We start from the raw sequence: 14,857 nt of genomic DNA, 5'->3' as shown, positions 1-14,857 counted from the left end.
AGATGACGCCCTTCCATACGGGTGCTAGGCTGATTGCGCGCTACACCTAAAAGGAGAGGCAATGAAAAGTAAGATTCTTGCAATCGCATTGGCTGCGTTGTGTTCCTCAACCATGTTCGGGCAGGCGCCACCGCCCGCACCTCAAGGCCCTGTAGAACCGGCGAAGGCGGCGGACTTCATGGTCTCCGGTGCGGAGAAGGATTTCATCAGCCTGATCGAAGCCATGCCCGCGGACAAGTACAGTTTTGCCCCCTCGTCCAGCCTCTTCAAGTCACCCGAGTCAGTTGATTTCAAAGGAGTACGGACGTTTGCTCAGCTGGTGACGCATACCATCCAGGCAAACTACTTCTACTGGGCTCCGGTGCTGGGCGAAAAGCCCGATCCGGAGAAGGTTGCCACGATCGGCAAGCTGACCGAGAAGGATGCCATCGTGAAGGCGGCGAAGGAGTCGCTGGAATACGGCCATAAGGCTGCTGCTTCGATTACGGCTGCCAATGCCTTTGAGGGAGCGGGCCGCGGTGCGGCGTCCACGAAATTGATCAGCCTTGCGGGTGGCGTGAGCCATATTCGTGACGAGTACGGCCAGATGGTCGTGTGGGCGCGTATGGTTGGCGTAGCTCCTCCGGCAAGCAGCGGACGTCCACCGGCGAATCCAGCGAATAAGTAAATTGTCGAGAGGTATGTGAAGAGGGCACGGCGACCGCCGTGCCCTCTTTGCTTAAGGGATTCGAGCTTCGCTCCAATGCCCATGTCCCCGAGGGACATGGGGCACCCAGAGTATGGGTCGTTGAGGGGGCTAGTAGGAACTGTGCTTGAACGGATTGCGCATGGAGACCGTCACAGATACGCCGGTGGTGTCGTACTTCAGCCTCACGCTGCGACTGTAGAAGCCGGAGACGATGACATTGCGATTCAAGGGAATCTCGAGGATGGTATCAACGCCATTATCTTCTGCGAGACTGACACCAACTGCGCGCTCTACCCATGCATGATTCACCCGCACGGGACGGTAGATCTTCTGGTCGCCGATCGGGAGATTTTCGTAGGCCGAGGCCGTGAAGGCACTGCGGAACGGCAAAAGAAACTGAGAGCCGGCCTGGAAGTGGGCAATGTGGCCGATGGTAGTGTAGGTCCGCTGAATCTCGCGATCGATCAGACTGGAAGTGTCGCCGATGCCGGTCTCGACAAAGGGAGCGACCCAATGGGCACTGTAGTCCACCCGGTGGTTCAAGTTGTACGTGACCTGACCATTGCCGAGGCCGTAGCTGTCGGCTCCCGTAGGAAGTGACATGGTAGCCGAACCTGTATAGGTGAACGCGCGGCCGAAGTCGGTGGTGTAACGCGTCGCGAGCGAGGTGTCTCCAACGAGGTGACGCAGCGTCTCCAGTTTGTAGGTCGTAGTGGAGCTGGTGGGGGCTGTGCTGGCGACGTAGCTGTGGATGCTGAAGAACGCCGGAACCGAAAGGTCTACCGACCAGTGACGATTGAAGCGATATGCCACGACCGGGGTCGTCATCTGGGTCCATCCGAGGACAGAGTTATGGATCGAGGAGGAGATGAGGCTGAAGCTCAGAACGTTGCGATCCTGGGGTTGAAACCGCTCCGGATCATAGCCTTCCCGGGCGACCGCCATCGCCAGTTCAGCGGCGACTGCATCATCAAGAGCGTCGTCTGCCGTAGAGCGGGAATCAGTGACCGAAGAGCTGACAGCCGTTGAGGCAGGGACCTGCGCCGATTGGCTCTGGGCGCCTGCGGCAGAGACAAGCCAGATGGGCAACAGGCAAAGACCCGCAATCGTTCGAACGACGTGCAAAGAGACACTCCAGGGGGACCTAGAGGAAGGCTACGCCGGGGCTGCGGCGAATGGCAACGAAAATCGCGGAGGAGATTTTCTCCGTCTGGTTAGAACATTTTCCCTGTTACTGGGTATCCCGGAAGAGGGGCAGAGGCGCCTTCATCTCGGAAACGCCCCTAGATGCGGAAGCCCCACGCTACACCGACAGGGAAATGCTTTAGCGCTGTTTGATCGGTGTGAGCGCTCGATACTCCGGTCCGATGACGGTTACCGCTGGTCAATCGGTATATAAGTCGCGGGATATTCCGGCCCGATGTAGTCGGCACGCGGCCGGATCAGGCGGTTATCGTCATGTTGCTCAATAACATGCGCGGCCCATCCGGAGATGCGGGAGATGGCAAAGATCGGCGTGAACAGATCGATATCGATGCCCAGCATGGTGTAGGTGGAAGCGGAGTAGAAGTCGACGTTGGCGTTGAGCTTCTTCTCGTTCTTAATGAAGAGCTCGATCTCGCGAGACATGCCGTACCACTTGCTGCCGGTGGACTTGGAGAGCTCCTCGCTCATTTTGCGCAGATGGGTGGCGCGGGGATCTTCGGTCTTGTAGACGCGGTGACCGAAGCCGGAGATCTTCTCCTTGCGCGCGAGCATGTCTTTGACGTACTGGACGGGATCTGCGCCGGCCTTGTCGATGGCATAGAGCAGGCGCATGGTCGCCTCGTTGGCTCCGCCGTGCAGAGGACCCTTCAGGGCGCCGATGGCCCCGGTGATGGCAGAGTGCATGTCAGCGAGAGTGGCGGCGATGACGCGGGCGGCGAAGGTGGAGGCGTTGAGCTCGTGGTCGGCGTGAAGGATGAGGGCTACGTCGAACGTGCGGGTTGCGGTCTCGGTCGGTTTCTCGCCATTCAGCATCCACAGAAAGTTTGCGGCGTGCGAGAGCGATTTATCGGCCTCGATCACAGGTTTTCCTTTTCGAATGCAATCGAAAGCCGCAACAATCATCGCGATCTGCGCGGTGAGACGGAAGGCCTTGGTGACGTTAGCGTCGTGCGTCACGCTCTTCTCATCGGGGTCGTTGCCTTCGGGATACATGGAGAGCAGGCTCACGGCGGTGCGCAGCACCTCCATCGGAGTTGCATCCTTCGGAACGGTCTTCAGGAACTCGATGACAGCCGGAGGAAGGCTGCGTGCCTCGGCAAGACTCTTCGTAAAGTCAGTCAGCTCGCTCTTCGAGGGCAGCTTGCCAAACCAGAGAAGATAGGTGACCTCTTCGAAGGTAGACTTCGGAGCCAGCTCATGAATATCGATTCCCCGGTAGGACAGGACGCCCGCGTCGCCGTCGATCCAGCAGATACCAGAGTTCGCGGCAATAATGCCTTCCAGGCCTTTGGGTGCGGCGGTCATCGTGGTCATGCTGAACTCTACTCCCGTGAGAAAACGTAAATTTAGTACTAACGGTTATAGCGCAGCGCCGCGAGGATTGTCATGATGGTTGTGCGAATACCGGCTCAAATGTGCGATTTACGGCGTAGGCTTGCATGTCGATCGGCATGGCCTCTCCGGCCAATTTCAGGCTGATGGCGCGAGCGGTCGCGGCGGCGAGCTGGATCCCATTGCGATAGTGGCCTGTGGCGGCGTAGAGACCTTCTTCAACGGCTCCAATCAGCGGCAGGCCATCGTGGGTTGCTGGCCGAAGACCGGCCCATGTTTCGACGATGGGCGCCTGCGCTACAGATGGAAACAGTTTCAGGGCGCGCGCTTTCAGGGCAGCGATGTCGGCGCTGTGCACGGTCTTGTCATAGCCCGCATCTTCGATGGTGGCGCCGATGACGACACGTCCGCCGCCTCGTGGAATCAGATAGATCTCCGGTGTGCGCACCACGATATCGAGCGGCGCATCCGTCTCGACGGCCATCATCTGGCCTTTGCGGGGGAAGACGGGGAGGTTACGGGGACCGGCCCAGCTTCCGGTGCAGAGGACGACACGGCCGGCAACGATGTCGCCACCACCGATGTGCAACCGCCATCCTGCGCCTTCGCGCGCGAGCGTGTCGACAGCGCAATGGGATCGTATTGAGACGTCTGTATTAGCACATGCGGCATGGAGGGCTGCGCCGAGGTCGCGCGGATCGAGTGAATCTTCTTGTTGGAGTGCCCAGGCGTATCCCTCGGGAGACAAACCGATCTCTTTCAGGGTATTGAGGGCCTCAGGGGAGGAGTTGCCTTCATGGGAGCCCTGCAGCGCACGATGGGTGCGGATGGGAACACTCAGACCACTTTGCTGTTCGATGCGCGCAAGGAACTCAGGATAGAGATCGCGCGACCAGGCGGAGAGCGGCCGCAGGGGGGCGGGATTTTCGGGATCGTCGACGGCGAGCATACCCCCGGCGGCCCAGCTTGCTTCCCTGACCGGATCGTTTTTGTCGGCGATAGCGACCGAAAGCCCGCGGCTGCGAAGCTCCAGCGCAACGGCCAGCCCAATGACTCCTGCTCCTACGACGGCTACATCTACCTGCTGCATACGGTCATTGTAGAAACTCGTCTATCTCAGCGGGCGGGGCAAGGCTATACTTTGCCCCAAGGCTAAGGAGAACATGGGACGCATATGAGTGAAGAAATTGAACAGAGACAGATGTCCGGAGCTTTTATTGCGGTGGTCTTCATCGCCTTGGCGCTGGGGATCGCCTCGCTGATCTGGTGCTATGGGCTGCAGAATCACCTTGGAGAGGCAGAGAAGAATCTGGCCGCCGCCAAAGCAGCGAACGCCGATCTGAACGACAAGCTTACGGCGACAAATGCGCGCCTGAAGGCCGCCACGGAGACCCTGGGAGCCAGCGTCGGTTTGACGCAGCGCCAGCTCGAGCAGCGCGCGCAGAGCATTCTGGCGGCGCAGAAGGCCGCCGACGCGAAACTGATCGCCGCACAGGAGGCGACGAACAAACAGGTAAGCGCCGTATCGAGCGAAGTCAGTACCGTGAAGACGGACGTAGGCGGCGTGAAGACCGACGTGGCCAGCACCAAGGCCGATCTGGACACCACCAAGACCCAGCTGCAGCGCGTTGTTGGGGATGCCGGCGTTATGAGCGGACTGATTGCGAAGAACCACGACGAGCTGGAGATTCTGAAACACAAAGGCGACCGCAACTACGTCGAATTCACGCTGCAGAAGGGCGGGCAACCGACGCTGCTTTCGACCATCAAGGTGCAGTTGAAGAAGGTTGACCAGAAGAAGGGCAAGTACACGATGGTGATCTCGTCCGACGATCGCAATATCGAAAAGAAGGACAAGACGATCATGGAGCCGGTGCAGTTCTACTCCGGCAAGAGTCCGGCCCTGTTCGAGATTGTGGTGAACAGTGTGGCGAAGAACCAGATCAGCGGGTATCTGTCGACGCCGAAGAGCTAGATGGATTTGTTGGAAATGAAGCAGGGCTGAGAGAAATCTCAGCCCTGCTTTGTTTCTGCTCGATGATTGGCAAAACAAAGAGCGGTTCGAGCTGCGGCTCGAATACCCAAGTCCCCTTGGGACATGGGGCACCCGGTTGGTGGCCGGGATGCTACTTCAGCTCGGCCACGATGGGGTCGTAGTGGTAGGGCGCGATCTTGACGGCCGCGTGCTTGCTCTGGTCCCAGGTCTGCTGCGTGGCGTCGCGGAAGCCGAGGAGGACCAGGCCCTCCATATCGCTCATGCCGGGGACTTCGGTTTCGCGCAGCAGTAGAGGCTTGCCGTCGGCGGCTTCTTTCACCTTCGGGAAGGCCGTGAAGGTGGCCGGCACATCATCCTTTTCGACGGCGCTGGTCAGCAGTTCCGATCCATCAGGCATGGTGAGTGCTCCGGTGAGGTCCTTCAGAAAGACCGGAGTTTTGAGGTTGTTGTGCACCTTCACCGTCGCCAGAACATAAAGGGTATTTTCGTTAGAGTCGGTCTTGCCGAGTAGCTTCAGCGTTCCCACGTCGTTGGAGTAGGTAACCGTCGTAGGCACCGCGGCGACGTGTGTAACGCTCACCTTTGCCGGAGTATGCGGGCTGCGGAGATAGATCCCGATGCCGACCGCGGCAAGAACCACGAAGGCAATGGCGATGGGCCACAGAAAGTGGCGGAGGGGTCGGTGGGTCTGGTGAAACTTGATCTCGTGCATGTTCCTCACGGCCTGGGTCGTAACGCCGCAAGAAACTCCTCCGGCGAGTAAGTGTTGATTACGTCGGCCGGTGTAAGCCAGGCGCGGCGCAGTTGAGTGATGCCAAAGGGCATCTGTTCGAAATCAGAGACAGCGTGCGCATCTGTATTGACGGAGACGCGGCAGCCAAGTTCCTTAGCCAGGCGCAGATTGCGGTCGCTGAGATCGAGACGGGGCATGCCGGCGTTGTGTTCCACTACGACGCCGAGCTCGGCGCAACGCCGCAGTACGCGTTCAAGATCGAAGGTATAGGCTTCGCGCGCCATCACCTTCCGTCCGGTCGGGTGTCCGAGAATGCGCAGATAGGGGTTCTCTACGGCACGCAGGATGCGGGCGGTCATCTCTTCGTACGGCTGATTGAAGAGCGTGTGGACAGAGCCGATGACGACGTCCATTTGTGCCATGGTGCTGTCTTCGAGGTCGAGCTTGCCATCGCCGAGAATATCGACCTCGATGCCGGCGAAGACGCGGATGCGACCCTCCATCTCGCGGTCGACCTGGCGGATGGCGGCGATGTGTTCCAGCGCCCGTGCATCGTCAAGGCCATTGGTCATGGCGAGGTTCTTGGTGTGGTCGGTGATGGCAAGAAATTTGTAGCCCCTGGCGAGGGCGCCTTCGGCCATCTCGCGGATGGTCTGCCGGCCGTCACTGGCGACGGTATGGGAGTGTACGTCGCCGCGAATGTCGGCGAGTTCGATCAGGCGGGGAAGGGTGTGGGCCTGGGCGGCTTCGATCTCGCCATTGTTCTCGCGCAGCTCAGGGGGGATGTAGTCGAGGCCGAGGGCCTTGTAGATCTCCTGCTCGGTGGCCGAGGCAACGATCGAACTGTCGTCCATGCGCGCCAGGGCGTATTCGCTGAGGGTGTAGCCCATCTTGATGGCCCTCTGGCGAAGTGCGACGTTGTGCATCTTGGAGCCGGTGAAGTACTGCAGTGCGGCGCCGTAGCTGCTCTTTGGAAGTATGCGCACATCGACCTGCAGGCCATTGCGCATGTTGAAGCTCACCTTGTTCTGACCCTTCGCAATGAGATTGGCGATCAGGGGAAGGCCGGCGACGTGATCGACAACCGCAGCGACACAGTCGGGTTCACAGGCGGGTCCGGTAACAAGGAGGTCAAGATCGCCGACGGTCTCGCGGCCGCGGCGCAATGAGCCGGCCGGGGTAACGGTGTCGATGCCCGGAAATTCGCGGATGAGCGCAGCGATGCGCTCGGCAATGGCGGTGGCATCGTCAATGCGATAGCGGCCGGTGTTCTTGCGGAAGTCCTCGATGCCTTTGAGGATTTTGTCGACCTGCTTCTGGCCGAAACGCGGCAGATCGTTCAGCTTACCTTCTTTGGCGGCGGTCTCCAGGCTATCGATATCCGCAACGCCAAGGGCGCTCCAGATGAGGGCGACGGTCTTCGGTCCCATACCGGGGAGCTTCAGCAGCTCGAGCATGGTGGGCCGGTACTTGGCCAGCAGCTCCTCGCGCAGAGGCATGGAGCCGGACTTGACCAGGTCGACAATGTTCGCCGCCATACTTTTGCCGATGCCGGCGATGGCGAGTAGTTGTTTCGGTTCGTCAACGAGGGTGGTGAGCTGGGTGGTCTGCTGCTCGACGGCTTCGGCGGCGCGGCGATAGCTGCGAATGCGGAATGGGTCGGCGGCGTCGATCTCGAGCAGATCGGCGGTCTCATCCAGCAGGCGGGCGATTGTGACGTTTTCCATGAATCAAAAGCGGACAAGGCTTGAACAAAGCCCTGTCCGCTAGTATGCACCGTGCGGTACAGCTATGAGAAAACTCTGCGGCTCGCGGGCTAGAGCATTTTCCCTGCAGGTGTAGAGTAGGGCTTCCGCATCCCGCAGGGAAATGCTCTAGGATGCTTCTTTTAGCCGTGTGACCTGGTCGGCCTGCGGGCCCTTCTGGCCTTCAATGATGTCGAACTCGACTTCGTCGCCCTCTTTGAGGCTCTTATAACCTTCGAGCTGAATCGAGCTGTAGTGGACAAACACGTCCGGGCCATCGTCCCGGCCCAGAAACCCGTAGCCCTTCGCGTTATTGAACCACTTCACTTTGCCCTTGTAATGTGCCACGTTCGTCGAACCTCGCGGGAGGGAAGTCTGCTCGGGAACGAATGAACCCGCGCGTGATCGGTATGACGCGGATGAGGGGCAGGAAGGTTTTCTGAAGGAACGCAACGGGCGGGAAGTGGTCTTCCCGCCTGAAAGTGGATTGATGTTCTAGGCTTTGCCGGTGCGCCGCAGAGCTTCGTAGATGGAGATGCCGATGATGGTCTTTCCGTCGTGAATTTGGCCTTCATTGCGCATCTTCAGCAATTCAGAGAGGCGGATACGAAGAATCTCGATCTTTTCATCGTCTTCAGGCTGGGCCTCGCCTTCCGTCAGATCGGTGGCGAGGTAGACTTCCATCCACTCACCCAGGAAACCGGGACTGGCGTAGTAGCGGACCAGCTTTTTCCAGCTGCGGGCGCGGTAGCCGGTCTCTTCGATCATCTCGCGTTTCGCGGCGGCCAGAGGCTTCTCGTCAGCTTCACGCCGGCCGGCAGGGAGCTCCAGCAGGAACTGCTGCGCCGCCTGGCGATACTGCCGCTCCATGATGATGTAGGGATCACGCTTTGATTGGCGGTCGTCGACGGCGAGAATGACGACCGATCCGTTGTGACGGATGATCTCCCGGTTGGAGACGATGCCGCCCGGCTCCTTCACGGTTTCAGACCATACCTTGAAGAGCGGGCCGTCGTAGGCAAGCTTCTGTTCGAGGAGTTTCGCCTTGCCGGAACGTCGCGCCGGAGCCTTTTTCGCGGGTGTTCGTTTCGCGGATGTTTTGGTCGCCATAAAACTAAACCTAACACTCTGCATCGCCGGGGCGGGCTGATGAATCTAACCGTGCAACGCGAATTTATGATGCACCGGCTGACAAAACTCGTACGGCAAACGTCTCTTCCTTACTGTGAAAATTTGGAAAACGGATTGTGTCGGTATGCGAGACTCATCTGTGTGCCTCTGCACGAGTAATCTCCATGCGTTCTGAGTGTTACCCCATCACGGTGCTGCCCGGCGTCTCGCGTCTGTTTCGTGAGTATCTTGCCTATTGGGACAATCCCATTCTTGCTGAGAGCTTCGGCGGCCATCCGTCCGATGCGGCGTGGCGCGACAAAGCACCCGATCTGACACCGCAGCACCGCGCCCGCCTGGTCTCCCTGCTGGAGGCCCAGAACCCCGATCCTTCGCCGGCAGCCCGCAGGCACCTGGAGATGCTGCGTGACGGCGCTGGTGTGGTCGTGAGCGGGCAGCAGGTCGGCATCCTCGGTGGACCGCTGTACACCCTCTTCAAGGCGGCGACCGCGGTTCGCAGGGCAAAGGAAGCGACCGAAGCCGGAGTCCCGCATGTACCGATCTTCTGGCCGGCGACCGAGGATCACGACCTCGACGAAGTCAATCAGGTCCTGCTGCTAACGAAGAATTCAGCCGAGACATTGCGGCTGAAGAGCCTGGTACATCGCAACACCGCTGTGGGCGGCGTGGTGCTGCCCGAAGAGATTACGACGTTGGTGGAGCAGGCGACGGAACTGCTCGCCTGGGCTCCGATCACGGAGACATTGAAGCGTCACTACGCCCCTGGCAAGACATTGGCCGAGGCATTTACCGGGCTGCTGCGCGAGATCTTTGCGGCTGAGGGCTTGCTGACGATCGATGCCGCCGAGCGCGGCTATCATGAGCTGGGCTCTCCCGTGCTTCTGGCTGCGATCGAGCAGGCTGAGGAGCTTGAGGCTGCGGTTCGCGCGCGTTCCCAGGCACTGGTCGACGCCGGCTACCATGCACAGGTCTTGTTGCCCGAACAGGGCAGTTTGCTCTTCCTCTTTGATGAGCAGACGGGCGAACGCCATGCCTTGCGCCATAAGGACGGCGCATGGAAGGCGGGTCATGTCACGTATACGACCGGAGAATTGAAGGCGTTGCTGGCGGCATCTCCGGAGCGGTTCAGCCCGAATGCGTTGCTGCGCCCTGTCTTTCAGGACCAGATTCTGCCGACGTCAGCCTATATTGGCGGGCCGGCGGAGATCGCCTACTTTGCACAGTCAGGCGTGTTGTATGACACCATCCTGGGGCGTCGCACGACGGTCCTGCCGCGTATGTCCGCCACGCTGGTGGAGCCGGCGATTGCTAAGGTGATGGATCAGCATGAGCTCGGGTTGAAGGAAGCGTTCTCGTCGGCAGACGATCTGGCGCTTCGCCTGGGTGCGCGAGCTATGCCGGTCGAAGGCAAGAGAAGGCTGCAGGCCGCAGGCAATGCGCTGGACCGCGAGCTGGATGCGCTGCTGGGATGGATGCAGTCAGTCGATGGTGAATTGGCAAGGTCTGGCGAGGTCTCCGCTTCGAAGATGCGCTACCAGATGAATCGGCTGCGCCGCATGGCTGCACGCTTTGAGCAGGAAAAGAACGCTTCGCTGCGCAAGCATGCGGATGCCGTGACGCTGAATCTCTTCCCGGAAGGTCACGTGCAGGAGCGCGYTGTCGCCGGTACCTGGTTCCTCGCCCGCACGGGCGACGACTTCCCGGCGGAAATCGTCAGCCACGCCGGGCAGGAATGTAGCGGCCACAAGGCAATTTTCCTCTAGTGTCCTTGTCCCTAAAGTTCGCGACATAAATCATGAAGCGCTTATCGTTTATATTGCCCGGGTGCCCCACCCTCGCAACGCTAGGGTGGGTTCGGAATACCCTAAATTCCTATTCGAAAACTTAAATCGAATTTGTCGATACGCCCTAGTTGCTGGCCGTGCCCAGCAGGAAATGGAAGATCCGACTCGGCCCGTCTTCAGGCACGAGATAGAGATCTTTCCCCTTCAGCGCCATACCCTCGCCGGAGTACGGTCTGCCTCGATCGGTCGTGCCTGTCGCCACACTGCGCAGTAGTTGCATCGAGGGCCATGCGTACCAGTCCACGGCTCCGGTGGTCTTGGTCAGGTTCCCGCCACCGACCAGCTTGCCATCCACAAACTTGATGTCCTGGTATTGGTTGTTCGAGGCAACATCGATCACGCGAAGCTGCCGGCCGTCCATGGCGAGAACATACAGCTGACGGCTTCCCCAGTTGCCCGCGATCAGGCTGTCACCGGTTACGGCGACGCAACCGATGTGATCGGCGACAGAGAGCTTTCGCTTCACCGCAAGCGTGCGCTTGTCTAACTCCACCAGAGTCGCTGTGCTGCGCGGCTTGTACTCCGCAACCGGCACCCAGATGGAGTCGCCCGCGATGGAAAATCCTCCCGGATGAAACCGGGGGCCATCGGTCACCTCCACCTGCCGTTCAAAGCGGCCGGTCTTGCGGTTGAACTGATGCAGATATCCCTTCTTCTGCGTGATGTCGACCGAGGTCACCCAGATGTGCTCCGCATCGAGATCGACGCCTTGCACATGGAAGAGCGTGCCATCGAGAGGCAATGTCTCCACTAGTCGTGCGTTCTCGACGCCCTGGGCCGAAGGTGTGGACTGCGCAAAAACAGGCACAGCAAAAACCAAGCTCAGAATCAGACAACCAGTTGCTCGCAACATGCCGCTCCCAGACCATACGGGCAATCCGTCTTTTCATGCCGATCGCCTGCGACAGAATAACCTGCCGAAGATTGCATGTGATCGCCGGCATACCAGACAGCCCTTTGCCCTTCTACAATCAGCCTGAGTGAAGAAGATTGCCATCATCGGCGGAGGCATCTCCGGCCTTACCGCTGCCTACCGCCTGCGTCGTCTCGGCATGGACTGTACTCTCTTCGAGGCCGGATCGCGTCTCGGCGGTATCGTCGAGACTCATCGTGAAAACGGCTTCGTCATGGAATGCGGCCCTGATTCCTGGGTTGCTGAGAAGCCGTGGGCACGCGAACTTGCCATCGAGCTCGGTCTCGGCGCCGAGATTATTCCCTCCAACGACCACAACCGGCGCACCTATGTCTTGCAGCAGGAAACACTCGTTCCCATGCCCGAACACATGCGCATGATGGTGCCGCAGGGGCAGGCGGGCATGGACTCGTTGCTGGCCTCAACGCTCTTCTCTGAAGAAGCGAAACGCGCTTACCTGCAGGAGCCCTCACGAGCCAGGGAACTGAAGGAGTATGCTGCGGCCCATGACGGCGATGACGAATCTGTTGCTTCTTTCGTCGCGCGTCACTTCGGTCAGGAGGTTGCCGAAAAGCTTGCCGCGCCCCTCCTTTCCGGAGTTTTCGGAGGCAGCATTCATAAGCTTTCCGTCCACGCCGTCATGGCTCCTTTCGTCGCTCTTGAACGCGAGTACGGTTCTTTGATCACCGGGCTGGCATCGCGCCAACGTACCGGCGCGTCACTCTTCGCCTCGTTGCGCAGCGGACTTGCCGGACTGATCGAACGCATGGCAGCTGTTCTGCCGCCCGCATCGGTTCGCTTACAAGAGGCAGTGACAGCTCTGATACGCACCGGGAATGGGTGGAAGGTGCAGACCGGGCGAGGCCAGGCGTCTTTTGACATCGTGATGCTCGCGACTCCGCCGCAGCAGACCTCTGCTCTGCTGACACCGCTATTGCCCGGCGCCGCGGAGCTTCTCCCTCGTGACGCCAGCTCGGCCATCATCATTGCGCTCGCCTTCCGCGAGCACTTCCCGCTGCCTTCGGGCTTCGGTTTCCTGGTGCCTGAGGGTTCCTGCGAAAGCCGCTTGCTTGCAGCCACCTTTGTCGATCAGAAGTTTGCCCATCGTGCGCCGGATCAGGGTCGCGTGTTGCGCGCCTTCTTCGCCGACGAAGACCTGATGGATCTGCCCGACTCTGTCCTCGTCCGTCTGGGGATGAATGAGCTCACCAATATCCTCGGACATTCGCTGCCGGAGCCGGTCATCAGCCTGGTTCGGCGCTGGCCCGCATCGCTGCCGCAGTATGAGGTCGGGCATCGCGAACGCGTCACTGCCCTGGAAGCGCAGGTCGCCTCTCTGAGCGGATTACGGCTGCTGGGGAATGCGTATCACGGCGTCGGTCTGCCTGATCTGGTGCGCCAAGCAAATGAGGCTGCCCAATGGGCAGCCTCGTAGGGGAAGGGCTCCGATTTAGCGGAGGTCGAACTTCAGAACCATCGGGAACTCGTAGCTCTGGCCGTTCAGCTTGCCGGCCTGGTAGCGCAGCTTGGAAACGGCGTCAGAGATCTTCGCCGCAGCGGCCTCGTTTGCGCCCTCAACAACGATGTTCTGCGGTACGCCCGAAGGGTCGACGTCGAACTTAGCAACCACTGGCTGGGAGGAGGTCAGGCCGACGAAGACCGCGCGGTCGATGTCAGTGATGCGCTTGGGGGCGATGATTCCGGTGAAGGTCGAGACCTTCGGAGCCACAGCCGCGGCAGCGGCCATCATCTTCGGCGCCTCGGCACGAACCGGGCTCTGCTGGGCGTGCATCAGGGTGGGAAGAACGAACAAGCTTGCTGCGATCAGTTTGCGCATCATTGTCTCCTTTGACAGGGTTATGAGTTCAGAGAGTGAGTGGGTGGCAGAAACTCGCGTTACTTGAGGTCCAGCGAGAGAGCAACGGGGTAAGCAATCTTTTCGCCGTGCAGCGAGCCGGGCGTATAGCGCAGAGCAGAGACGGCCTGGATGATGCGGGCATCGACCGAAGAGCTGATCGAGCGGTCCAGCGTGATGTCCTGCGGAATACCGTTGGTGTCGACCGTGAAGTGCACCGTTACCAGACCGGCAGCGCCTGCTGCGATCTTGGAAGCATCAAGCTGGCTCTGACGAACCGGAGGAACCAGGGCGATGGCGGCGTTGACCGGCTTGGCCACGCCCGTCGCACTGGCAATCGCGGCAGGAGCGATAGCACGGGCCAGGAACCCGTCCGTGATCGGCATCAACTGGGCGTTGGCGGCTACGGATACAAGGGCGATGCTGGCAGCAATAAGCTTCTTCATGTGTCTATCTCCTGGCAAAAGGTTGTTAGTTGCCAAAACCACTATGAGATATATCGGCCATGATTGTCAACTAATTTCTCGGAAATAATTTGAGACGCTTCACGGCAACGAAAATTCAACAACTTACGGTATGCGCTCGAGGAGATTGAAAACCAGGTTTGCGAAGAATTTTTGGACGAGCGCGATCCCTTTAATGGAAGGTCCGACCACACACTCACCCGTAAGCTCTACAAAAGTCGTAAGCCGGGGAGCATGTCTTTTAGAGCATTTTTCCTGATGCGGAAGGGGAGTGCAGCGGCGTTTTCATTGCGGAAACGTCCATAGATGCTCTATCGGAATAGAGAAGGGCCTCGCTTACGCGAGGCCCTCATCCAGCAACCAGGAATCAGCAACCAGGAACCAGCAACTGCCCCTTAGGGCTTCGGCTTCGCCGCGTGCGCGGCATCCAGATCCTTCTTCAAATCTTCAGTGAGCTGTTCCAGCTTAGGCTGAATCTCTTTCATGTGTGCCTGGCTGATCGCCATCGACTGCTGCACCAACTGCGGCGTCTTGGTGAGCATGGATTGACCCACGGGAGATTTATAGAAGGTCAGAATGCCATCGACCTCCTCCTCGGTGTAGGCCTTGGCATAAAGATCAATGAACTCTGACTTCAGCTTCTGCCAGCCCATCGTCTCCTGCATCGCGGCCATCAGCTTGGTCATGAAGTTGTCCAGAATCTTCTTGTCGGCATCGGTCAACTGCGACGGGTTAGTCATCGACATCCCCATCTGCCGGCCCTGCTGCTCGACCTGCTTCATCAGGAGATTGAAGTTGTCTTCCATCTTCAGCACGGTCAGCATCTGTTCGATCTTGGCCCGCTTGCTGGCCTCGTCGGCTCTCGCGGAAAGGGGAAGCGCGAGCAGCATGGCTGCAGTTGCGATGAGAATCTTTCGCGTCATCTTTCGCATCATCTGTCGCGTCATGGG

General features: G+C 59.5%; 15 protein-coding genes. 4 read left to right on the top strand and 11 right to left on the bottom strand.

Annotated features, from left to right (window positions below; genetic code table 11):
- The first annotated feature begins 61 nt into the window (after positions 1-61).
- On the top strand, positions 62-667 hold the full coding sequence (locus AB4Y89_RS11515) for a DinB family protein (protein WP_442301068.1): 606 nt from the start codon (positions 62-64) through the stop codon (positions 665-667).
- Between the two features lie 129 nt (positions 668-796).
- On the opposite strand, the gene AB4Y89_RS11510 is transcribed toward AB4Y89_RS11515, so the two are convergent.
- From AB4Y89_RS11510 to AB4Y89_RS11500, 3 genes are all read right to left on the bottom strand, one after another.
- On the bottom strand, positions 797-1,813 hold the full coding sequence (locus tag AB4Y89_RS11510; RefSeq protein ID WP_442301067.1) for a hypothetical protein: 1,017 nt from the start codon (positions 1,811-1,813) through the stop codon (positions 797-799).
- A gap of 249 nt (positions 1,814-2,062) precedes the next feature.
- Positions 2,063-3,208: a citrate synthase gene (locus AB4Y89_RS11505; protein ID WP_442301066.1), complete on the bottom strand. Its 1,146-nt coding sequence runs from the start codon at positions 3,206-3,208 to the stop codon at positions 2,063-2,065.
- Between the two features lie 70 nt (positions 3,209-3,278).
- Entirely contained in the window at positions 3,279-4,316 is a 1,038-nt protein-coding gene (locus tag AB4Y89_RS11500) for an FAD-dependent oxidoreductase (RefSeq protein WP_442301065.1), read from the bottom strand.
- Between the two features lie 84 nt (positions 4,317-4,400).
- Between AB4Y89_RS11500 and AB4Y89_RS11495 the strand changes: the two genes are divergently transcribed.
- Entirely contained in the window at positions 4,401-5,201 is an 801-nt protein-coding gene (locus AB4Y89_RS11495) for a hypothetical protein (protein ID WP_442301064.1), read from the top strand.
- A 151-nt stretch (positions 5,202-5,352) separates the two neighbouring features.
- Here the strand turns inward: AB4Y89_RS11495 and AB4Y89_RS11490 are convergent, their stop codons facing one another.
- From AB4Y89_RS11490 to AB4Y89_RS11475, 4 genes are all read right to left on the bottom strand, one after another.
- Entirely contained in the window at positions 5,353-5,934 is a 582-nt protein-coding gene (locus tag AB4Y89_RS11490) for a hypothetical protein (RefSeq protein WP_442301063.1), read from the bottom strand.
- Positions 5,935-5,939: 5 nt separating this feature from the next.
- Positions 5,940-7,682 (bottom strand): DNA polymerase/3'-5' exonuclease PolX, encoded by a 1,743-nt coding sequence (gene polX, locus AB4Y89_RS11485; RefSeq protein ID WP_442301062.1) that lies wholly within the window; start codon positions 7,680-7,682, stop codon positions 5,940-5,942.
- A gap of 147 nt (positions 7,683-7,829) precedes the next feature.
- Positions 7,830-8,048, bottom strand: a complete 219-nt coding sequence (locus AB4Y89_RS11480; RefSeq protein WP_147646898.1) for a cold shock domain-containing protein — start codon at positions 8,046-8,048, stop codon at positions 7,830-7,832.
- A gap of 147 nt (positions 8,049-8,195) precedes the next feature.
- Complete coding sequence (locus tag AB4Y89_RS11475; RefSeq protein WP_442301061.1) at positions 8,196-8,810, bottom strand: NUDIX hydrolase; 615 nt, start codon at positions 8,808-8,810, stop codon at positions 8,196-8,198.
- A 185-nt stretch (positions 8,811-8,995) separates the two neighbouring features.
- On the opposite strand from AB4Y89_RS11475, the gene bshC reads away from it, so the two are divergent.
- Positions 8,996-10,594: a bacillithiol biosynthesis cysteine-adding enzyme BshC gene (bshC, locus tag AB4Y89_RS11470; protein ID WP_442301060.1), complete on the top strand. Its 1,599-nt coding sequence runs from the start codon at positions 8,996-8,998 to the stop codon at positions 10,592-10,594.
- A gap of 145 nt (positions 10,595-10,739) precedes the next feature.
- Here bshC and AB4Y89_RS11465 read toward each other — a convergent pair whose 3' ends face one another.
- Complete coding sequence (locus AB4Y89_RS11465; protein WP_442301059.1) at positions 10,740-11,483, bottom strand: DUF6454 family protein; 744 nt, start codon at positions 11,481-11,483, stop codon at positions 10,740-10,742.
- 172 nt (positions 11,484-11,655) lie between these two features.
- On the opposite strand from AB4Y89_RS11465, the gene hemG reads away from it, so the two are divergent.
- A complete protein-coding gene (gene hemG / locus AB4Y89_RS11460; RefSeq protein WP_442301058.1) occupies positions 11,656-13,023 on the top strand; it encodes a protoporphyrinogen oxidase in 1,368 nt (455 codons plus the stop codon).
- A 15-nt stretch (positions 13,024-13,038) separates the two neighbouring features.
- Here the strand turns inward: hemG and AB4Y89_RS11455 are convergent, their stop codons facing one another.
- From AB4Y89_RS11455 to AB4Y89_RS11445, 3 genes are all read right to left on the bottom strand, one after another.
- A complete protein-coding gene (locus AB4Y89_RS11455; protein WP_442301057.1) occupies positions 13,039-13,428 on the bottom strand; it encodes a hypothetical protein in 390 nt (129 codons plus the stop codon).
- 56 nt (positions 13,429-13,484) lie between these two features.
- Positions 13,485-13,889, bottom strand: coding sequence for an energy transducer TonB (locus AB4Y89_RS11450; protein WP_442301056.1), 405 nt, complete (start codon positions 13,887-13,889; stop codon positions 13,485-13,487).
- A 413-nt stretch (positions 13,890-14,302) separates the two neighbouring features.
- On the bottom strand, positions 14,303-14,854 hold the full coding sequence (locus tag AB4Y89_RS11445; protein ID WP_442301055.1) for a DUF2059 domain-containing protein: 552 nt from the start codon (positions 14,852-14,854) through the stop codon (positions 14,303-14,305).
- Positions 14,855-14,857: the final 3 nt, after the last annotated feature.

The organism is Terriglobus sp. 2YAB30_2 (genome assembly GCF_052114765.1).
Classification (GTDB): Bacteria; Acidobacteriota; Terriglobia; order Terriglobales; family Acidobacteriaceae; genus Terriglobus.
This window is presented reverse-complemented; position numbering and strand designations above follow the sequence as displayed.

Excerpts from the sequence above, each read along its gene's own strand:
- AB4Y89_RS11515 (WP_442301068.1), top strand. The coding sequence starts at position 62 with ATGAAAAGTAAGATTCTTGCAATCGCATTGGCTGCGTTGTGTTCCTCA.
- AB4Y89_RS11505 (WP_442301066.1), bottom strand. The coding sequence starts at position 3,208 with ATGACCACGATGACCGCCGCACCCAAAGGCCTGGAAGGCATTATTGCC.
- AB4Y89_RS11500 (WP_442301065.1), bottom strand. The coding sequence starts at position 4,316 with ATGCAGCAGGTAGATGTAGCCGTCGTAGGAGCAGGAGTCATTGGGCTG.
- AB4Y89_RS11495 (WP_442301064.1), top strand. The coding sequence starts at position 4,401 with ATGAGTGAAGAAATTGAACAGAGACAGATGTCCGGAGCTTTTATTGCG.
- AB4Y89_RS11490 (WP_442301063.1), bottom strand. The coding sequence starts at position 5,934 with ATGCACGAGATCAAGTTTCACCAGACCCACCGACCCCTCCGCCACTTT.
- polX (WP_442301062.1), bottom strand. The coding sequence starts at position 7,682 with ATGGAAAACGTCACAATCGCCCGCCTGCTGGATGAGACCGCCGATCTG.
- AB4Y89_RS11475 (WP_442301061.1), bottom strand. The coding sequence starts at position 8,810 with ATGGCGACCAAAACATCCGCGAAACGAACACCCGCGAAAAAGGCTCCG.
- AB4Y89_RS11455 (WP_442301057.1), bottom strand. The coding sequence starts at position 13,428 with ATGATGCGCAAACTGATCGCAGCAAGCTTGTTCGTTCTTCCCACCCTG.
- AB4Y89_RS11450 (WP_442301056.1), bottom strand. The coding sequence starts at position 13,889 with ATGAAGAAGCTTATTGCTGCCAGCATCGCCCTTGTATCCGTAGCCGCC.
- AB4Y89_RS11445 (WP_442301055.1), bottom strand. The coding sequence starts at position 14,854 with ATGACGCGACAGATGATGCGAAAGATGACGCGAAAGATTCTCATCGCA.